Source organism: Halococcus dombrowskii (genome assembly GCF_022870485.1).
GTDB lineage: Archaea > Halobacteriota > Halobacteria > Halobacteriales > Halococcaceae > Halococcus > Halococcus morrhuae.
In genome coordinates this window covers 1,325,531-1,345,020 of record NZ_CP095005.1, presented here as the reverse complement: position 1 = coordinate 1,345,020, position 19,490 = coordinate 1,325,531, and the positions used below count along the sequence as shown (strand labels likewise).

The following is a 19,490-nucleotide window of genomic DNA, read 5'->3' as shown; positions in this document are numbered from 1 at the left end:
CATGCGAGTGCGTTCTCGATGCAATGGACCGGACCGTCGTCACGTCCCGTGAATCGTTCCGCGAGGCCGTCCGGGACGCGCCGGGCGCGTGTCGCGTTCCGGTCGAGGTGCGGACCACGGTTCGGGACCCGTTTACGGCCTACCGGCGTGCGCGCACCGACGAGGGCGGCGTCTTTCTGGAGACCACGAGTGGCCAGTCGGGCTGGGGCTATTTCGGCGTCGAACCGCGCGCGTTCCGGACCGTCGAAGCGGATGGCGACGGTGCGTTTGACGCGATCGACGACCTGACCGACGAAGAGTTGCGCCGCGCCGGCTGTGACGTTCCCTACCCCTGTGGTGCCGTCGGCTGGCTCTCGTACGACGTCGCCCGCGAGCTCGAATCGCTGCCGTCGACGACGATCGATGATCGGGGGTTTCCCCGCGCACAGGTCGGCTTCTACGACTGCCTCGCCGCGTGGGAGGAGCCCCGCGGTGAGACGACGACGCTCCGCGTGACCGCCTGTCCGCGCGTCGACGGTGGGGATCGAGGTGTCGAGAGGATCGACGAGCTGTACGAGGTGGGTCGCGAGCGCGCACTCGCGCTGGCTCGTGCCGTCCACGACGGTGATTCGTCGGTCGAAGAAGCGACGAGGGTAGGGGAATCGATCCGCTTCGAGAGCGACTGTTCCCGCGAGGCGTTCGCCGAGCGCGTCGCGACGGTGAAAGAACGGATCCGCGACGGCGAAACGTTCCAGGCGAACGTCTCCCAGCGCCTGAGCGCGCCGGCGACCGTCCATCCCGTCGAGCTCTTCGCCGCCCTCCGGACCGTGAACCCGGCACCCTACTCCGCGCTGGTCGAGTTTCCGGACGTGGATCTCGTGAGCGCGAGCCCCGAACTCCTCTGCGAGCGCGATGGAGGGGTCGTAACGACCGAGCCGATCGCGGGCACCCGACCGCGCGGGGAGACGGACGCCGCGGACCGCGAACTCGAAGCTGACCTCCTCGCGGACGAGAAGGAGCGCGCCGAACACGCCATGCTCGTCGATCTCGAACGCAACGATCTCGGGAAGGTCTGCGAGTACGGCTCGGTGACGGTGAGCGACTACCGGCGCGTCGATCGGTACTCGTCGGTGATGCATCTGGTCTCGGTCGTCGACGGCCGCCTGCGTGAGGGGACGAGCCTCGCCGACGTGCTCGCGGCCGTCTTCCCCGGCGGGACGATCACCGGTGCGCCGAAACCGCGTACGATGGCGATCATCGACGAGGTCGAGCGCTCGCGCCGCGGGCCCTACACCGGGAGTCTGGGTATCGTCGGTCTCGACGAGCGCGCGACGTTCAACATCCTCATCAGGACGCTCGTCCGGCGCGAGGGAACGTACTCGCTGCGCGTCGGCGCGGGCATCATCCACGATTCGGAGCCCGAACGAGAATACGACGAGACGCTCGCCAAGGCCGGTGGTCTCGTCGATGCGCTCTCGCGGGCGCTCGACGCCGACGTGACGGTCGCGGATCGGGAGGGCGTCGAGCAGTGATCCTGGTCGTCGACAACTACGACTCGTTCGTCTACAACCTCGTCCAGTACGTCGGCGTCCACGACGAGGTGTGCGTCAGGCGCAACGACGCGATCACGGTCGGTGAGATCCGCGAGCTCGACCCCGACGGGATCGTCGTCTCGCCGGGTCCCGGAACGCCGGAGGAGGCGGGCGTCTCGATGGCGATGTTCGCCGAGCTCGACTACCCGACGCTGGGGGTCTGTCTCGGTCTCCAGGCGCTCTGTGCCGCCGCGGGCGCGCCGGTCGGACACGCGCCGGACGTCATCCACGGCAAGCCCTCGCGTATCGGCCACGACGGTCGCGGGGTCTTCGCCGACCTGCCGAACCCACTGGTCGCCGGGCGCTACCACTCGCTCGCGGTCGAGCGCGACGATCTCCCGGAAGAGCTCGATGCCTGCGCCGCCACCGACGACGAGCGCCGGGTCGTGATGGGCGTGCGCCACACCGAGAAGCCACATATCGGGGTGCAGTTCCATCCCGAGAGCATCCTCACCGAGAGCGGAACGGACCTCGTCCGCGCGTTCTGCGAGCGCTGCGCGAACGAGGGAGAGCCATGAAATACCACGTGAACGGCGAGCTCGTGCCCGAGGACGAGGCCACGGTGAGCGTCCGCGATCGTGGCTTTCTGTACGGCGACGCCGTCTTCGAGACGATGCGCGTCTACGGGGGGCAAATCTTCGAGTGGGACGCCCACGAGAACCGGCTCCACGACGGTGCCGAGCGACTGGGGTTCGACAACGCCGTGCCGGACGATCTCCACGAGCGCGCCCGCGAGACGATCGCGGCGAACGAACTCCCGGAGGCCTACCTCAGACTGACCGTCTCGCGGGGCGTCCAGTCGCGCGGGCTCACACCAGGGGAAGCGACCGAGCCGACGGTCGTCATCCAGATCGGCGAACTCTCCCACGGTGGCGTCGATGGCGAGTCGGTCTGGGCGGAGCCGGCGACGGTCCAGATCGTCAAGACGCGCCGCGCGCCCGACGTGGCGCTGCCCGCCGACGCGAAGACCCACAACTACCTCGGCGGCGTTCTCGCGCGCCTCGAACTCGAACGCGCGGCGACCGAGCAGTATCGCGCCGACGAGGCGCTGCTCCGAGACATGGACGGCAATCTTGTCGAGGGGACGACGAGCAACGTCTTCTTCGTCGAGGACGGGACGCTCAAGACGCCGAGCCTCGACGGACCAATCCTCCCGGGCGTGACGCGCTCGGTCGTCCTCGATCTCGCCGCCGACGAGCGCTTTCCCGTCGAGACGGGCGAGTACGTGCCGGCCGATGTCCGGAGCGCCGACGAGGCCTTCCTCACCAACTCGACGTGGGAACTGCGCCCGATCGAGCGTGCCGACGGCATCGCGGTCGGTGCGGGGCCGGTCACACAGCTCCTGACGCGGCTGTTCGACGAGTACGTCGAGCAGCGCCACTACGACGATTGATCGTGTGCGACCGGCAGTATCTTCATCCCGAGCACCAATGGGATCAGCATGCACGAGGAACTCGACGCGGTGATCGTGGCGTTCGACGAGGAACGTGGCGTCGGCACGCTGACGCTTAACCGGCCGGACGCGCTGAACGCGATGAACGGGCGGATGCGCGCCGACATCGAGACCGGTCTCGAACTGCTCGAAGAGCGCGACGCCGAGGAGGAGGGCGTCGCAGTCCGTGCGGTCGTGATCGAAGGGGCCGGCGAGAAGGCGTTCTGTGCCGGCGCGGACGTCACCGGATTCGCCGATGCGTCGCCGGCGGCCTTCGACGCCCACGGGCTGCGCGCTGCGATCGGCGAATTCTCGGCTCCGGTGGTGGCGAAGATCGACGGCTACTGTCTCGGCGGCGGGCTCGAACTCGCGCTGGCCTGCGATCTCCGTCTCGCCAGCGAGTCGAGTCAGCTGGGCTTCCCGGAAGTCGATCTGGGACTGCTGCCCGGTGCCGGCGGCGTCCAGTACGTCTCGCGGCTTGCGGGGCCCGCGTTCGCAAAGGAACTCGCCATGACCGGCGAGCACATCAGTGCCGAGCGTGCTGCCGGCGAGGGGATCGTCAACCACGTCTACGACGACGAAGCGTTCGCCGACGAGACCGAGAGTTTCGTCGAAACGATCGCCAGCAAGCCGCCGCTCGCCGTCCGCGCGATCAAGGATTCGGGCAACGTGAGCGTCGAGGCCGGACTCCGCGAGGGGCGCAAATACGACCGGCGGATCTTCGGCACGCTGCTCGAAACCGACGATCACGAGGAGGGCGCACGCGCGTTCGCCGACGACGAGTATGACCCAACGTTCGTCGGGAAGTAGGGGCCGAAACTACCGGTTTCGGTACCGACTGCCGTCGTTTCAGGCACAACCCTTAATTGAAATCCAGCACTATCAAGAGTATGGCAGAAAAGAACATCAGTGAAGAGAAACTCGACCGTGCCGAGGCCGCCGAGCGCCTGCGGGAGATCGCCGACGAGCTGGAGTCCGACGACGAGTTCCGCATCGACATCGACAACAAGACGATCACGCTCCATCCGCGCGACTCGCTCGGTTTCGAGGTCGGGGTGCGCGAGCGCTCGTCGATCCTCCGAGGGAGTCGTGAGTCGGTGACGATCAAGATGGACTGGAGGGGGAAATAATGGCGATCCTCGACAGTCTCGTCATCTTCCTCGTCAGCCTGCTCCTCGGAACGGTCGGCATCTATGCCGGCGTGCGCCTCGTCGCCGACCGGGACGTGGGCTACGGCAACGCCGCCTTCACGGCCCTGCTCGGGGCGGTCGCGTGGGGGATCGTGAGCTTCTTCGTCGGCTTCATCCCCGTCCTCGGTGCGCTGCTCGCACTCGTCGTCTGGATCGGCGTCATCAATCTGCGCTATCCCGGCGGCTGGATCACCGCCGCCGGCATCGGCTTCGTCGCGTGGCTCGTGGTCTTCGTCGTGGTCTACCTGCTCGCGACGCTCGGGCTCATCACGCCCGACGCGCTCGGCGTACCGGGTATCTAAACGATCTCGACGCTGCGCTCGCTTCGCTCGTCCTCCTCGAAGACGAACACGCGTCCGCGAGCCGTCTCCGGGTCGGCCGCGACGGTGACGCGGTGGCCGTCGGCGCGCACGTCCACGCCCGGAAAGAGGGTCGTCTCCTCGCCGTCGTCGACGAGCACGCGTCCGACGCCGGTCTCGGTGATGATCTCGTCGACAGTCGTCCGATCGTTGACGTAGACGAGCACGCCCTCGGTCTCGGTGGGATCGGTGACGAGAACGTGGACCTCCTTTCCCGGTGCGGTCGTGTGACTCTCCTCGACTTTCGCCGGGACGCCGTGATAGAACGCCTCACGCCCGTCTGTGTACTCGACGGCGATGCCCCCGTCCGTGAGATCGATCGACAGCGTGTCGGGCGAATGCTCGCTGTGGTAGCTCATGGGAGGACTACTGGACTCTACGGCAAAAACGGCGTGTTCCGCGCGGACCGCTATCGGTAAGGCCGCCGGGGCGAACTCGCCGGCATGGACGGACGCGCGAGCGCGCCGGCGGCCGGCACAGTGATCAACGCACTCGCCACCGGCAGGGGGAGTGCGTTCGCCATCGACCGCGAGACGACCGCGACGGTCGAACTCTCCGGTGGTGGCGACGTGACCGGAACGATCGCCGGCGCGCCCGACGCCGACACGCGCCTCATCGAGCGCTGCGTCGAACTCGTCGTCGAACAGTACGGCGACGGCCAGGGTGGGTGGGTCGAAACCGAGAGCGAGGTGCCGATGGCCGCCGGGCTCAAGAGTTCGAGCGCCGCAGCCAACGCCACGGTGCTGGCGACCTGCGACGCGCTCGGCGTAACCGTGGGCGAGGGCGGTGCGCTTTCGTCCGAGGACGCCGCCAGACTCGGCGTGCGCGCCGCCCGCGATGTCGGGGTTACGGTGACGGGAGCGTTCGACGACGCGAGCGCCTCGATGCTCGGCGGCGTCACCGTCACGGACAACACGGCCGACGAGCTGCTCGCGCGCGGAACGGTCGACTGGGACGTGCTGGTGTGGACGCCCGACGAGCGTGCGTTCAGCGCCGACGCCGACGTGGAGCGCTGCGAGCGCGTCGCACCGGTCGTCGAGGTCGCGACCGAGCAGGCGCTCGCGGGGGGCTACGAGCGCGCGATGACGGTCAACGGGCTGGCGTTCTGTGCGGCGCTCGACTTTCCGACTGCACCGGCGATGGCGGCGCTCGAACACGTTGCGGGCGTCTCGCTGTCGGGCACCGGGCCGAGCTACGTCGCGGTCGGCGAGCGCGACCAACTAACGAAGGTACAAGAGGCGTGGAACGAGTACGATGGGGATACATGGCTGACGACGAGCCGGACCGACGGCGCACGGACGGAATGAGCCTCGACGAGTTGCGCGAGGAGATCCAGACGATCGACCGCGAGATCGTCGAACATATCGCCCAGCGTACCTACGTCGCCGACGCCATCGCCGAGGTCAAACGCGAACAGGGGCTGCCGACGACCGACGAGTCCCAGGAGCAGCGCGTGATGGATCGGGCTGGCGAGAACGCCCAACGGTTCGATGTCGACGACAACCTCGTGAAGGCGATGTTCCGGCTACTGATCGAACTCAATAAGGTCGAACAGCGCGAGAGTCGATGACTGGTTGCTGCTGATCACTGGTCGGTCGTTGCATCGTAGAAAACGGTTTACAGACACGGTGGCAATGGCTGGCTATGGGAAGCTATGCGATGCCGCCGACCGCGGACGACAGCCCATCCGACGACGATGAGGAATCCTCACGACTGGGCGATCTGCTTTCCGGTCGGTTCTCGGACGCGGATATCGACTCCGTCGAAGCGGTACGCGATGAACGCGAGCGCGAATGAAATTATTCGTCGATAGCAACGTCTTCATCGCCAGCCTCACCGACGAACCGTAGCGTGGCGAAACGGCAACACGCCTCCTCAACTGAAACGACGAGTTCTGCACCTCGATTCTGAATCTCATGGAGATTCGCTCCGTGCTGACGAAGAAAAAGCACGCCGAGCAGGAGCGAGTCGAAGACGTACTATCGGATATCTATACAGATATTGATATCTATGCGCCCGAAATCAGCGATCAAATAGCAGCATACGAACGGCAGCAGGACACGCTCCTCTATACGCTCGATTGCGTTCTTTTGGCGTTGGCCGACGACGTTGATGCGACGATGGTCTCGTTCGATGGAGAACTGCTCGACAACGGCGCTGTCTCCCCGTCGGCCGTTCTCGACTGACGATCCAGGAACGCGTTACTTCGATGCTTCAGACGGATACGGAACCCGACGATCGACCTGCTTCCGACGGACGTAATCGATGAGAACGGACTATCGAAGCAACCGGAGCCGTCACCACTATTTATCACGGTCGCGGTCGTAGCCCGCAGCGATGACAGAGTCAGATGTCGCAGTCGTCGGCGGCGGTCCCGCAGGGCTCAGCGCGGCGCTGTTCACCGCGAAGAACGACCTCGATACGGTCGCGTTCGACACCGACGAGACCTGGATGCACAAGGCCCACCTGTTCAACTACCTGGGCATCGAAAGCGAGGACGGCTCGGCGTTCGTGGACGACGCCCGCGAACAGGTCGACGAGTTCGGCGTCGACCGCCACCAGGGAACCCAAGTCACGGATGTCGAAGCGAACGGCGACGGCTTCACCGTCAGCACGGAGGACGGTGATCACGAGGCGAGCTACGTGATCCTGGCGACGGGTGCCGATCGCGACCTCGCCGACGAGATGGGCTGTGGGTTCACCGACGAGGACGTCGTCGACGTGGACGTCACGATGGAGACGACAGTCGAAAACGCCTATGCGACGGGCGCGATGGTGCGCGCCGAGGAGTGGCAGGCGGTCATCTCGGCGGGCGACGGCGCGGCCGCGGCGCTCAACATCCTCACGAAGGAGAAGGGCGAGCACTTCCACGACTTCGACGTGCCGGCCGACGCCGAATAGGGCATCACAAGCGGTAAGCACCCCCTCACCGTCGGATCGCCGTGAGCAACGTTTTCGGTCGTATCGAACGCGCGACGCCGCCGCTCGCCGCGCTCGCGATCGCCGTCGTCGCCGTGAGTACGAGCGCGATCCTCGTCCGGTTCAGCGCCGCGCCGAGCATCGTGAAGGCGTTCTATCGCGTGCTCTTCACTACCCTCCTGCTCGCGCCGTTCGCCGTCGTGCGCCACCGCAACGCATTCTCGCGACTGACGGCCCGCGACTGGCTCGTTGCGGGAGCGGGCGGGGTCGCGCTCGCCATCCACTTCGCGTCTTGGTTCGAGAGTCTCGAATTCACCAGCGTCGCCGCCTCCGTCACCATCGTCCAGTCACAGGTGCTGTTCGTCGCGATCGGTGCGTCCTGGCTGCTCGCCGAGCACGTCACCCGGCGGACGATCGCGGGCATGGCGCTCGCGCTGGTCGGCATCGCGACGTTGTCGATCGGCGATTCGATCACCGGGGCGGTCGCCGGCCCGGCCCCGCTCTACGGCAATGCCTTGGCGCTCGTCGGTGCGGTCTGTGCGGCGGGCTACGTGCTCGCCGGGCGCTCGCTCCGCCAGCGAATCCCGTTGATTCCGTACGTCATCGTCGTCTACTCGGTCTGTGCGGTCGTCCTCTTCGCGCTCGTGCTCGCCGACGGCGCGGCGCTCACGGACTATCCCGCGGGCGAGTGGTTGCTCTTCGTCGGCATGGCGATCGGCCCGGGAATCTTCGGCCATACGGTGTTGAACTGGGCGCTCGCCCACCTCGAATCGAGCGTCGTCAGCGTCTCGCTGCTCGGCGAGCCGATCGGTAGCGCGCTGCTCGCCCTCCTCCTGCTCGGCGAGGTTCCCAGTATCGTCACCGTCGTCGGCGGGGCGGTCATTCTGCTCGGCATCACCGTCACCGCACGGGCCTGATCGTCGGCCGCGTGGCTATCGGCTCCCGGGAATCGAGGGTCCGAAGCATCCACGAGAAGCGTGCGTGCCGACGATTTCAGGAACTCTCCGATCGGTCGCGGCGGTTGATCCCCATCAGTTGGATCAGAGGACGTCCAATTCCTCGGGCAGCCATCGATCCCGAAGCAGGTATGCACCGACGATCACGACGGACACGACGCCGATGATCGCGTAGAGTTCGATCTCGGTCAGCGAGCGAGCGGCCCCACCAGCGACGATCGCCAACCCGGCTTCCAGGACGTATCGGCCGCCACGTCCCACGATCGATGCGAGGAGATACGTTCGTGGACGCAGGCCGAAGACGCCCGCGGCGATCGAGAGCAGTTCGTAGCCCTCGGGAATCGGTGCGAACGCGCCGACGAACAGGACGGCGAACCCGTACTCCCGAACGTACGCTTCGGCCCCAGCGACACGTTCGCTGGAAAAGCGCGATTCGAGCACCCGCCGACCGCCCTTGCGCCCGACAGTGTAGCCGACGAGCCCCGCACTCACCGAACCGGCGGTCGCGAGAGCCGCGTAGATCGGACCGAGCGCCGGGCTGATGACGGTAAGAGGAATGAGCACCAGATCCGGCGGCACCGGCAACAGGAAGAACTCCAGAAACGCCACCGCGAACACGCCGAGCGGCCCCAGCGAGACGAAGAACTCGCGCGAGAGATGAATTCCATCCAACAACGCAGGCAGTGACACTACCGTTCGGTTCGCGCAGCGCCGATGAAAAGCTCCCCGACTTCGCGACGATTGCGGCTACGGTCGTATCGGGGACGTGATCGAGTTCGGATACTGTCGGTAAATCCGACTTCGACGATCTCGCCCTCGACACCCAGTTACTGCTCGTCTCGTTTGTCGTCCGCACTGGGTGACGATTCCGTCTCGGACGCTGATGCGGCCTCGTTCGACGTCCCATTACGTTGTTCCGTCATTTCGGAACCGTCCCGTCGCACGTTCGATCGGCGGAATACTGACCCGATGGCGGACTGAAGTCGATCCAGCATACCCGACGGAGCGCCCGATCGTTCGTCGGTAGCGGAGTCGGGATCGGATCGACCCTCATCCACGGCTGGCGGGCTGGAGAGTTCAACGATTGCGGTCGGTTGTGCCTCTCCGTCGTCCCCATCAGCCGATCGGGTGGGTGTGCTTGCGGTCGCGTCCACACCGTCGCCCGTGCTCGCGTTCTCCGGGATTTCATCGTCGCTATGACCGTCGAGTGTGGGTTTGGACGCATCGGTCGTCCAGTCGGGGACGAACCGATACCGAACATCGCCGTCGAGAACGACGTACGTGCCGGTGTCGTCGTCCTCGACGATGCGCCGGTCGGAGTCGATGGCGACATCGACCAACCCCTCCAACGAATCGATCGTGACCACGGTTCTGTCGTCCTCGGCGGGCACCGTTCCGGTCGTGATCCACTCGGCGAACTCGGAGCGGAGCGTCGCGCGCTGTATCTCGGCGCGATCGGGTTGAGACACGTCGAACCAGCCGTTCGCTCGGCCGTGGAGGAGGCCAGCCAGCGCGACCAGCGGAACGAGTAGTCCGACGAGCGAGGCGAGGACCACCAGCGGTCCGTAGTCGTTTTCGACCGTCATCGGGCGTGTGACGCTGAACTGCGTCGTCGCCGGTGTTTCCGGGGGATAGACGGCGTAGTAGCCCTGTGAGCTGTTGATCGGCAACGTATAGTCGAACGACCGGCCCACGCGCTCCCCGGCAACGGTCCCGTTGACCCGCACCGTGACGGCGACCGACGTTCGATCGTCGGACACGCGGGAGATCGGCCCAAGCGCCTGATCGATGGCTCGGGCCCGCTCTCGAATGTCACTAACGTCGACCGAAAACGTGGTGTTCGTCGTGCCATCCGCCCCGACCCGCGTTCGATCGGTCGTGAGCGGTGCCGTGAGCTCCCACAATCGTCGTTCGGACTGATTGCGTGGCTTCGATTCATTGCCGGCAACGGGCTGGCTTCGGACTCCGGACCGGCCGCCGGTTCCGGACCTTGTCTGGACGGCGTAGTTGACGAGCGTCGCCTGCGTCGTCACCACCGCGTTTTCGACCGGTCCCACGACCTGAAACCGAAATCGGCCGTCCAACACCGGCATCGGGTTCGTGAAGTAAAAGTGCTGACCGGCGCGCACCGCCCCGCGCTCGGAGATGGGCGTCTCGTTGACGACCGCTGCGCTGTGGTTGAAGCCACCGGTGACGCCCCACGATGCGACGTCACGCTGTTCGACGTGCGTGCCTGGAGCGGCCGCGGTGGTGTACGTCGCCCACGCACCGCCGGCTGCAACGACGGCGAGCACGAGCACGATCGCAAGGAAATGCTCGTCGAGCAGTATCTTGAGCCGTGTTCGTCGATCTGAAGCCATTCGTTGTATCACCTGAGAAGCCGCTTGATGCGGCGCACGATCGGATTCCGATTCGTGTCTGTCCGGACCGTTCCGCGACCGACGATCGGCACAGCGACTGCGACGAAGCCACCGAGAACCAGCGCGTCGATGACCACGATGGGGAGCCACGGATGGACGAGATAGAGTCCGTGAATCCACGACTGCGGCAGGACGGCGAGATATCGATGCTCGACGACGTAGCGCGGGTAGTAGCCGGTCGTCGGTGGAACGGAGAGTTCAACGCCGATGGTCGCCCGCTTGCCGGGTTCGACGAGAACGCCATCGCTCGGCGTGTCGACGCCGGTGCTGGCTGGATCGACGTACGCCACGATGGGGACGACGCCGTCGTTCGGAACGCTGTAATCGAGTCGTTCGGACTGTCCGGCGGGAACGATCGTCGCCTCCGGCGAGTCCTGTTCGGCGCTGACGACGCCGAACTCCTGCACCCCGCCGGCGACGGTCATCGTCACAGTCAGCGATGCGACGAGGAGACACCCAAGCACGAGCGCGATCCAGAGCCTCGGGATCCGTCGCGGGAGGAATCCACCGCGTCTGTGGCTGCGACGTCGGGAACGCCGTCGCGATCCGGAGCCACGCCGCTCGGCGACGACGCTGCCGGCGTAGAGCACCCCACCCACACCGAGCAGTAGGTAGGCCAGCCCACGCGTTCCGAGCAGCGACCGCATGCCCAGTTTGATCGCCAGCCACCGCTGCGCACCCGTCATCGCGTCGCGAACGGTCGTGAGCGCCGTTCCGAGAGACGGAATCACGACCGGTCCACCGCCGACCGAAACGGCCTGGCCAACGATCTGTACGGGCTTGACCGGTGGCTCGCCGCCCGACTGGTCGGTAAAGGGGTTGTTATCCCCTTTGGTGGTGAACCCCTGTCCGGTCTCGCCGACCACACGGTGAGTCGTGAGCCCACCCTTCCCACCGTGGAGCGTCTTGGCGTTGAAGACGACGATATCACCCTTCTCGACCGATCCCGCGATCACGGATGGAAGCACGAGATAGCCGTCACCGGTCGCGATCGTCGGGGCCATGCTGTCGCTGGTGACGTATGTCACCAACACTGGCTGGCCGATGAGTTGCCCCGCGACGATAGCCACGAGAACGAGAACGACGATCGCCTGCACCACCGTTCCGAGACGGTACCGAACCACTACACCGCCCCCGTCCGACGACCGTCGGTTCGATTGCCTCGCGTTTCGTCCCCGTTTCGGCCCCGGATCGACACTGGCTGCTCGTCTCGTGAGCTGAGCCTACCGACGACAATGCAGTTCGAACTCATCCCGAACCGCCGCCCACCCGTTGTGGAGACAGTAGCGGTCGCGGCGGGTTCGACGGTGGCGACGATCGGTTCACACACGTAACGGGCATCGTCCGCTCGGCCGTGGCACGGGTGTCCGTCCCCGTGGCCTCGAACGAGATCGTCACCGTACCGTGCGACATGCCCCCACAGTCGACGGTGGCCACCAGGCTCGTGCGCGCGCCGGATTCGAGAGGGAGGTTCCGTACGTGGACGTCGCTCACGGCTACTCCTCCAGATGTTTTCGACACGGTGGAATCGATGGTATCGAGCTCCGCCGGGAAGTAGTTCGTCACCGTCCCGAGAACGACCGTGGACGACGCCGTTCGTTCCTCGCGGGGACGAGCCGTGTGCGTGCCCATTCCGTCGTTGCTCCCGTTGGTGGCCACCGTCGCCCCGGACGCCGAAATGCCGAGATACGAGTTCGATTCCGCGCCAACGCCGACGAACAGCTGTCGGTTCGCTTCGACTGTGCTGAACGCGCCCACCCCCACAGTCGAGAGCACCAGCCCACCGACGATGAGCACCACACCGACGTATTTCACCGCTGTGCGGTTCATGGGTCTCGATCCACCTCCGGCGGGATATCCGCACGATCGACTCGCATCAGACGCGACTGGTAGGTGTGGACGGCCGCGGAGAGCGTGAGCGTGAGTCCGATGAGTGCCGCCAAGCCGAGGTTCGGGATCATCACGAAGAAATCGCCGCCGACCGCCACGAGACCGACCAGAACGCAGCTCAACACACCGATCCCGAGATAGTAGCTGCTCCACGGGATGTCGCGGTCGGCAACGACTTCGAGATAGAGATCGAGCGTTCGCGCTCTTTCGGTCGCTTCGACCACGCCGCGATCGGCCTCGAACTCGATGACCCCCGCCTCGGCGAGCGTCGGGAGATGGGTCTGCTGCAGCGCGGTGTACGTTCGTTTGCGCTGTTCATAGGCCACTCGCTCGACGGTCGTGCCGTTCTCCCACGCGGCGATCTGCTCCGCAAGCTCGCCGAGCTCCGTTCGCCCTTCGTGTTTGAGATATCTGAGCACCCATCGGCGTCGCTGACTGCCGAGTAGCTGGAACCGTTCGTCCCGCGTCAGTTCACCTTCGTTTTCCGTCGGTGTGTCGTCAGATCTCGCCTGCACGCGTTGTTCGTTCATATGTATGGATGCAACTCGTCTTTCGAACGACTCCCGACACCTCTTCATTCACAGCGAACGTGATTCGACGGTTTTCGACTATCGTATTAAATTTTCCGATAGTAGTATTGTATTTCCAATCGTTGCAACGCAAGTGGAACGCATCAAGCCCTGCTTGATGGATGTCAGGCCGTGCTTGATGGTGCATCAAGCGGCCCAATACTACGGGGATAGCGCTGGAGGTGGTGGCTGTACCCCGCCGGCCGTCCGGCGGTCGCGGGACAGGATACACTCATGCGTTTGCCACAAGGAAAACTGCTCGCGCTGATCGCGCTGGTGGTCGCCGCCTCGATGGTGATGGCCACCGGCGCGTTCAGCAGCGTCACGGCCGATAGGAGCACCGATGTCGAAGTCGTTGGCGATCAGGAGGCGTTCCTCGCGCTCGAACAGGGATCGGGACCGAACGGCCAGAAATACGCCACCACCAACAACGGCCGGCTGGCGGTGAACCTCGACGGCGATGCGAAGGTCAACGGCCAGGGCGTCAACCCGAGTGCGAAGACCTCCTTCGACGACGTGTTTACGATCACCAACAAGGGCAGTCAGTCGGTCGATATCCGTATCCAGGACAGCTCCGACGCCGTGACCTTCTACAAGGGTGGCGATCCGACCAGCTCCCTCGAATCGGCGGGCAGCTCCCTCGGCGTCGGCAGCTCCGTCAAGGTCGGTATCATGGTCGACACCACTTCTGGGGCCTCTCAAGGGAATCTCATCGAGGCCATCACCGTCCACGCCACGGCCCCCAACTCCGGACAGGCTCCCGGCGCTGACGGCAAGCCACAGGATCCGAGCTAACCCCGGCGATCGATCACCATCTCGTGACCACGCGAGGCGCGTGACGACCCAGAATTTACGGGAGAATCAACGCGGCTCGACGCCACACACTACGACTCCGACCCGATGTCGAGAACGCCCCTGTCCACGACCGAACGCCCGCGGACTGAGCCACTGCTCCGTGCAGGAGGTCAAGCGTGAGACGCGCGCGCAAGCTCGGCACTGTAGTGCTGGCGCTGGCGGTGGTGTTCGCCGCCGTCTACGCGACGGGCGCGTTCACCTCCACGTCCGCCGACCGCTCGGCGGACGTGACCGTCGCCGGCGACGCCGCCGCGTTCCTCGCACTCGAAACGTCCGAGGGACCCAACGGACAGTTCGCTTCCTATGGTTCGGACGGTGCGCTGCAGGTGACAATGGGCGAGGGCAGCCGCGGTGTCAATCCCGGTAGTCGAACGTCATTCCAGAACGTCTTCACGATCTCGAATAAAGGCGCTCAATCGGTAAGTGTCTGGTTTGCCGGTGGCAGCAAGGCCGTGGCCTTCGTCGGGCCAAACGGCGATTCCATCGAAAGCAAGGGTGGAGCGGTCACGCTTCGACCCGGCGGGCAGGCGCTGCACGTCGGACTGCTTATCGACTCCCGTGGCGTTGAGCCCGGGAAGAACCTGCTTCAGTCGGTCGAAGTTCGGACTGATGCGGACGTGGGAAGCGGACCAACAAAGCGTGCAAAGAAAAAGGAGATCGAGACGCCCCTGCAGGCCACGAAGACGAAACCGACGAATTCCAGGCCTTCTCGCGGGTTTACTGGCAGCAGTAATGGAGATGGGAGTAGGTCGAACGGACAATCCGGTGGCAGCGAAAACGACGGCTGTGGAAAGAGATTGCTCTGCTATGGTGAAAACTTCGTTAGAGGTGCCTACGGCATCGCTGCCGCAAGTGGTGACTATTTGGCTGGGGATTTGGATGAAGCGACAGGAAGGAAAATCAGCAAGGCCAAGCATGCCGTAACGAACATGGCCAATGGCGTAGCCAGTTTCATCAGGGGTAAGTACAGCATTCTTCGAGAACACAAGGAAGAATTGTGGGCCTCTGCTACTGCCACTCCGGGGTTCTACGACGACATGATCGTTTTTGCGATGCTCAACCCCGGAATGACGATGAATCTCTCGCTGGGTGCAGGGTTAGGTGCGGTTGGGATGCCAGAAGGGAATTTTCCTGTCGAAGAGGCCGAAACACCGGAGTACTTTGTGGGCTGGATGGCTGGATCGTTCGTACCGGTGGCAGACATACTGCCGGACATCCGCGATACGGTGCAAGCCGCCGTGAACCACAACTGGGCGGAGACCGGTCTTGGTTTAGCAGCCATCCTCCCGGGGTATGGTAAAGCCGGCGACTTCGGACAAGTTGGAACGTACGCCGCGAAGTGGGTGGGGATGGGATCCGCACAGGCCGATGATTTGTATCGGATGGTCAAATCGGGCTTATTATCGCGTCTTCCGAGCAATGCCAGGCAAAAAATACTGGACAAACTCCCCGGTAAGCTGACCGACGCCAGTAGTGGGTTGAGGAACGAGGTCACGGGTTCAGTGCGACAGAGGTTCGATGGTGTTGATGGCTCTAGACGCGTTGTTGCAGGTTCTGGGCCGGTTCCAGACGAAGTCGTGAGCCATATGGATGAGACGGATGACGCTGGGCTGGTCAACGATCTTCTCAATCGGGGTATCACAGTTGATAACATGAAATACTACCTCAAGAGTGACATCCCACTTGATACTGTTAGTGTCCTCAGGAGACAGAAGTCGCCGTCGCGAGTGGATGATATAGTCCGGAATTATAGACAATACCAAACGAGAGCGGGTAAAGTAGGACGCGGTCTGAGCTTGCGGACATGGTGGTGCCAGAGTGAAACAAGGAGCAAGGCAAACACATCAGCTATTTGTAAAAAATCCCGACATTAAATTGGATGAAATATTTTATTAAATCAATAAATCAATTATTATTGGAGAAGTACAACCTGACTAGTGGCCTGATTGCAACAATCTCAACAAAAGATATTATCAACATCGTCACAAGCATTGCCACTTGCGCTGGTGTATTGGAGTTCCTACCAGGTAATGATATTACATTGTCAGCAAACGCGGGATCGATGTATGCCAAGACTGGCTGGATTGCAACCTCGAAGATTGTGATTGATATAATCACCACGACAAAAAATACAATCCATTCAACAACATCCGACACTGAAACCATAGCCGAGTGTGTTTGGTTTGTACTATAAATGCTGCGATGACGATTAAAAGTTAAAATAAAGTATAATTGTTATATAAATTATTGGAATTAAGAGCAGAACGACCACACCAGTTGCTGACCATGCCAATTCTGCTGGTGATTTTGAAGTACATTCTACTGGGATGGGTATTACATGTTCGGCAAACGTTAGGTTGATGAATACTGGTATTGGCTGTACCACCGTCTCAAAGACAATGGTTGGGTGGTTATCACGGTCACGTAGAGTCAGTTGTGACATCTGGTTTCAGGACCATCGTCTTCCTGATTAGTTTATGTTCTAATAATTATATATAGAAGCTTTCTCAGTGACAGGAATTAATATTTAACAGTCTTTCATCAACTTGCCGGTACTTGTACTGGTTATCGGCGATAACTTTATGTTTTTTGGAAAAGTGTAGAAAAAAGAGGAGTGTGTTGATGACAGAACAAGGTGAAGGAGGCGTACTCAGATCCCTCAAAAAACTACTGACGCCGTCCCCTACCAGCGAATTCCATCGTTTCAACTATGGCGAATCAGAGTGGGAGATCGGTCGGTGGGATGAAGCAGCGTTCGGACGATTCAGAGTCGCCTGCTTCAACGACAAGCGGTGCTACCGTATCGTCATTCGCACTGGGCATGCTAGTGATGAGTTCAAACCCGTAGAATACACGGTCGAGCTGACGCCGTACGAGATCGCGAACATCGAGGATCACGACGACGGGACCCGGACCATCGACTACAGGTTCGGCAACGATGAGGTCGTTCGAACACGAGAGACAGAAAAGGAAGCCAAAGATCTCGCACTTGAGATTATGAAGTCGATCGAGTGTGGTGATTGGAATCGACATGAATCGAGTCTCAGAGGCTCAAAATTCAATTGAGGTATTCAGATAGCCCCGATAGCCGGTCAATTTCCGATTTGTCGTATTAGATGATGAGTCACGGGCTGATCGAAGAGGAGAGTTGCGTACATCATAGGCCAGATGGCGGCCCGTTCGTATTGGTAGCGAACATTGTTTGCGGATTTCCGTGGTACAATTCAAGCGTTCTTCAGCAAGAAGACGTTGAAGTTGGTCTCGGCATCACATCCGTTGTATCAGGCACGGCAATTCGGTGATGTAGTCAACTCGGCAAATATGCTGTGATATATCTGATATATGTGACAATGCTTCTCGATTACGGTGGATTGCCACATCCGTGGTCATGTCTCGATTTCTGGATGGCGCGAGTTCCAAAACCGTTCTCAACCACTACGTTCGCAATGGTGCCAATCTTGACTAGATCAAACAATACACAGTCGGAGTTCCCATTGAGTAAAGCTGCGGTGGTGATGAGATAGACGCTGGCAGACCGGGGGCAAAGACGGTAATTCGGACGTGATTGGTGACAACGCCGTAGCTCCCGCGCAAAACGACGAGACCGACGGTACCGGGAGGCGTGGCAGCCTCGGTCGGGACGAATCGTCGGCCGATGGTGAGGGTGGCACAAACGGGGAATCGAACAGCGGCGGTTCCGGAGATCTGACCGGGGCAGTCAGCCGTGAACTGGAACGAGCGAAGGGGAACCCGCTGGCGGTGGCAGGCGAGGCGAGTGCGGGAGCGCTAATCGGTGAAGCAGGTCTCCCCGATAACGAATCAATCGGTAATCACGATCTTTCGTTCACGGCGAAAGAGGCCGATTCACCGTTCTACGCGCTCGGGATCGTGTTGGGTACGTTAGTTCCGGGTACAGACATTCTCACCGGCGTTCGAGACCTCATCGCCAACGTCCTGCAGGGCAATCCGTGGGGAACGGCACTCGAAGTCGCCGGGCTGGTGCCGGGCTTTGGGAAGGCCGCCGACGTGGCCAAGGCCGTCGATGGTGTTTCAGCGTGGGCGAAAGCCTTCTCGGGGAAAGCCAACGAGCTGCTGGGTCTACTCAAGAAAACGGTTCTGAAGTACGCACCCGACTCCTTCGAGCGGAAGATCCTCGACGTTCTGGGAGACGGTGGCAAGAAGGGCGACGACGCCGGACGGCTCGTTACTGATGGTGGGAAGACGTTGGACAAGACGAAGAAAGCCGTTGGCGACGGAAAGCTAGTCGATGACGGCCTGTCGAGCAAAGACTATCGTCATATCTCCAACTACGGCGATGCAGACGAGGCATCCCTCGCGGTCAAACCAACGGATGCACGCGCGGGCAACGGTGAAGTCGTCTGGCTCGAAAAGGGTACTTCGGATAGCGGCTGGAAGCACATCAAAGGACGACACATCGAAGGAACGAACAACATAGATGGGAAAGACCCGAGTAGTTTCTTCCCGATCGGTCAGACGATCAAGGGAAAGAAACTCCCCAATACCATGTCAAAGAAAGGGGTGAGAAATATGATTTATGACGCCATAAAGAAAGGTGACGGCACGATCCGAGGTGACGAGACCAAATATTATTTCCAACCAACGAAACATGGCTATCCAAACAGCGGCGTTGACGAAATGAGAGTAATCGTGAAGTCAAACGGTGAAATCAAAACAGCATTCCCAATTAGTGGCTCCGCTGTCGAGAAATGGGTGCCAGAGTTGAATAATGGACAGGGCGGATTCATATAAAATATATGGGCAATATATTGCCAGCGGAGACAGCGACAATCGAATTTCACTATGGTTCGAAGTATCGACAGACGGTAATCGAGGAGCAGTATCCGGGCGACTGGATAGAAGTCACAATCACAGTTGGTAGTACGTACATATACGGATGTCAGAATCAGGGAATAACCGGGCTCGCATCCGGTATCGTTCTCCAGTTACTCGAATCAATAGACGCGGTTCTCTCGGACGAACAATATATTCTCGAGTTCGAGTACGGTCCAACGTGGATGGTAGTCGAACCCTGGAACGAAGATACAATCAATGTATCGAGAGCTACCACGATGGAGGGGGCACGAAATCCAGACGAACGACTTGACATTGATACGTCTCGTCCAATTACGAAGCAGGGGTGGATCAAGGCGGTTATCGATACAGCACAAGAATTCCATGATACAATCATCGACATGAATCCCAGCCTCCGTGATCAAGAGGAGATGGTGGAGATTCAAAACGAAATCCATAGAGTCGAAGAGGAGTGGGAGACAAGCGACAAAGCAGGACATTGAAAAACAATCCTACA

Annotated in this window: 23 protein-coding genes and 1 pseudogene; 17 read left to right on the top strand and 7 right to left on the bottom strand. The window is 61.9% G+C overall.

The genetic code is table 11. The annotated features are described in order from the left end of the window. The first annotated feature begins 23 nt into the window (after positions 1-23). From pabB to MUK72_RS07035, 6 genes are all read left to right on the top strand, one after another. On the top strand, positions 24-1,511 hold the full coding sequence (gene pabB / locus MUK72_RS07060) for an aminodeoxychorismate synthase, component I (RefSeq protein WP_244705177.1): 1,488 nt from the start codon (positions 24-26) through the stop codon (positions 1,509-1,511). Further along, complete coding sequence (locus MUK72_RS07055; protein ID WP_244705175.1) at positions 1,508-2,089, top strand: anthranilate synthase component II; 582 nt, start codon at positions 1,508-1,510, stop codon at positions 2,087-2,089. Before pabB ends, MUK72_RS07055 begins: the two co-directional genes overlap by 4 nt. Further along, positions 2,086-2,964: an aminotransferase class IV gene (locus MUK72_RS07050; protein WP_244705174.1), complete on the top strand. Its 879-nt coding sequence runs from the start codon at positions 2,086-2,088 to the stop codon at positions 2,962-2,964. Before MUK72_RS07055 ends, MUK72_RS07050 begins: the two co-directional genes overlap by 4 nt. A gap of 48 nt (positions 2,965-3,012) precedes the next feature. Continuing rightward, positions 3,013-3,813 (top strand): enoyl-CoA hydratase/isomerase family protein, encoded by an 801-nt coding sequence (locus tag MUK72_RS07045; protein ID WP_244705172.1) that lies wholly within the window; start codon positions 3,013-3,015, stop codon positions 3,811-3,813. A gap of 80 nt (positions 3,814-3,893) precedes the next feature. Then, positions 3,894-4,133: an amphi-Trp domain-containing protein gene (locus MUK72_RS07040; protein WP_244705170.1), complete on the top strand. Its 240-nt coding sequence runs from the start codon at positions 3,894-3,896 to the stop codon at positions 4,131-4,133. Next, positions 4,133-4,495, top strand: coding sequence for a hypothetical protein (locus MUK72_RS07035; RefSeq protein ID WP_004053283.1), 363 nt, complete (start codon positions 4,133-4,135; stop codon positions 4,493-4,495). Before MUK72_RS07040 ends, MUK72_RS07035 begins: the two co-directional genes overlap by 1 nt. On the opposite strand, the gene MUK72_RS07030 is transcribed toward MUK72_RS07035, so the two are convergent. Next, positions 4,492-4,911, bottom strand: coding sequence for a DUF5796 family protein (locus MUK72_RS07030; RefSeq protein ID WP_244705168.1), 420 nt, complete (start codon positions 4,909-4,911; stop codon positions 4,492-4,494). The genes MUK72_RS07035 and MUK72_RS07030 overlap by 4 nt on opposite strands. An 84-nt stretch (positions 4,912-4,995) precedes the next feature. Here MUK72_RS07030 and MUK72_RS07025 point away from each other — a divergent pair, with 84 nt between their 5' ends. From MUK72_RS07025 to MUK72_RS07000, 6 genes and pseudogenes are all read left to right on the top strand, one after another. Further along, entirely contained in the window at positions 4,996-5,859 is an 864-nt protein-coding gene (locus MUK72_RS07025) for a shikimate kinase (RefSeq protein ID WP_244705166.1), read from the top strand. Then, the gene (locus MUK72_RS07020; protein ID WP_004053286.1) at positions 5,817-6,122 is read left to right on the top strand and encodes a chorismate mutase; all 306 of its coding nucleotides are present in this window, start codon (positions 5,817-5,819) and stop codon (positions 6,120-6,122) included. Before MUK72_RS07025 ends, MUK72_RS07020 begins: the two co-directional genes overlap by 43 nt. Positions 6,123-6,196: 74 nt before the next feature. Next, positions 6,197-6,349: a hypothetical protein gene (locus tag MUK72_RS07015; RefSeq protein WP_244705164.1), complete on the top strand. Its 153-nt coding sequence runs from the start codon at positions 6,197-6,199 to the stop codon at positions 6,347-6,349. Next, positions 6,346-6,738: pseudogene (locus MUK72_RS07010) on the top strand (type II toxin-antitoxin system VapC family toxin). The gene MUK72_RS07015 and the pseudogene MUK72_RS07010 overlap by 4 nt, the downstream one beginning before the upstream one ends. A gap of 151 nt (positions 6,739-6,889) precedes the next feature. Next, positions 6,890-7,453: an NAD(P)/FAD-dependent oxidoreductase gene (locus MUK72_RS07005; RefSeq protein ID WP_244705160.1), complete on the top strand. Its 564-nt coding sequence runs from the start codon at positions 6,890-6,892 to the stop codon at positions 7,451-7,453. 41 nt (positions 7,454-7,494) lie between these two features. Next, positions 7,495-8,388 carry a DMT family transporter gene (locus MUK72_RS07000; protein ID WP_244705158.1) on the top strand — a complete coding sequence of 298 codons (894 nt, stop codon included), beginning with the start codon at positions 7,495-7,497 and terminating at the stop codon, positions 8,386-8,388. A gap of 123 nt (positions 8,389-8,511) precedes the next feature. Here MUK72_RS07000 and MUK72_RS06995 read toward each other — a convergent pair whose 3' ends face one another. The 5 genes from MUK72_RS06995 to MUK72_RS06975 form a co-directional block, all read right to left on the bottom strand. Further along, positions 8,512-9,117, bottom strand: coding sequence for a YqaA family protein (locus MUK72_RS06995; RefSeq protein ID WP_244705156.1), 606 nt, complete (start codon positions 9,115-9,117; stop codon positions 8,512-8,514). A 137-nt stretch (positions 9,118-9,254) separates the two neighbouring features. Continuing rightward, complete coding sequence (locus MUK72_RS06990; protein WP_244705153.1) at positions 9,255-10,787, bottom strand: DUF5305 domain-containing protein; 1,533 nt, start codon at positions 10,785-10,787, stop codon at positions 9,255-9,257. A gap of 8 nt (positions 10,788-10,795) precedes the next feature. After that, positions 10,796-11,971: a signal peptidase I gene (locus tag MUK72_RS06985; protein ID WP_244705151.1), complete on the bottom strand. Its 1,176-nt coding sequence runs from the start codon at positions 11,969-11,971 to the stop codon at positions 10,796-10,798. Between the two features lie 124 nt (positions 11,972-12,095). Further along, on the bottom strand, positions 12,096-12,677 hold the full coding sequence (locus MUK72_RS06980; protein ID WP_244705149.1) for a hypothetical protein: 582 nt from the start codon (positions 12,675-12,677) through the stop codon (positions 12,096-12,098). After that, a complete protein-coding gene (locus MUK72_RS06975) occupies positions 12,674-13,267 on the bottom strand; it encodes a DUF7344 domain-containing protein (protein ID WP_244705148.1) in 594 nt (197 codons plus the stop codon). Before MUK72_RS06975 ends, MUK72_RS06980 begins: the two co-directional genes overlap by 4 nt. A gap of 273 nt (positions 13,268-13,540) precedes the next feature. On the opposite strand from MUK72_RS06975, the gene MUK72_RS06970 reads away from it, so the two are divergent. Beyond that, complete coding sequence (locus MUK72_RS06970; RefSeq protein WP_244705146.1) at positions 13,541-14,101, top strand: DUF1102 domain-containing protein; 561 nt, start codon at positions 13,541-13,543, stop codon at positions 14,099-14,101. A gap of 176 nt (positions 14,102-14,277) precedes the next feature. Beyond that, on the top strand, positions 14,278-16,035 hold the full coding sequence (locus MUK72_RS06965; RefSeq protein ID WP_244705144.1) for a hypothetical protein: 1,758 nt from the start codon (positions 14,278-14,280) through the stop codon (positions 16,033-16,035). Positions 16,036-16,066: 31 nt separating this feature from the next. On the opposite strand, the gene MUK72_RS06960 is transcribed toward MUK72_RS06965, so the two are convergent. Further along, positions 16,067-16,327 (bottom strand): hypothetical protein, encoded by a 261-nt coding sequence (locus MUK72_RS06960; RefSeq protein ID WP_244705142.1) that lies wholly within the window; start codon positions 16,325-16,327, stop codon positions 16,067-16,069. 456 nt (positions 16,328-16,783) lie between these two features. Between MUK72_RS06960 and MUK72_RS06955 the strand changes: the two genes are divergently transcribed. From MUK72_RS06955 to MUK72_RS06945, 3 genes are all read left to right on the top strand, one after another. Further along, a complete protein-coding gene (locus MUK72_RS06955) occupies positions 16,784-17,227 on the top strand; it encodes a hypothetical protein (protein WP_244705140.1) in 444 nt (147 codons plus the stop codon). A 495-nt stretch (positions 17,228-17,722) separates the two neighbouring features. Continuing rightward, positions 17,723-18,931: a hypothetical protein gene (locus tag MUK72_RS06950; protein WP_244705137.1), complete on the top strand. Its 1,209-nt coding sequence runs from the start codon at positions 17,723-17,725 to the stop codon at positions 18,929-18,931. Positions 18,932-18,948: 17 nt separating this feature from the next. After that, positions 18,949-19,476 carry a hypothetical protein gene (locus tag MUK72_RS06945; protein WP_244705135.1) on the top strand — a complete coding sequence of 176 codons (528 nt, stop codon included), beginning with the start codon at positions 18,949-18,951 and terminating at the stop codon, positions 19,474-19,476. Positions 19,477-19,490: the final 14 nt, after the last annotated feature.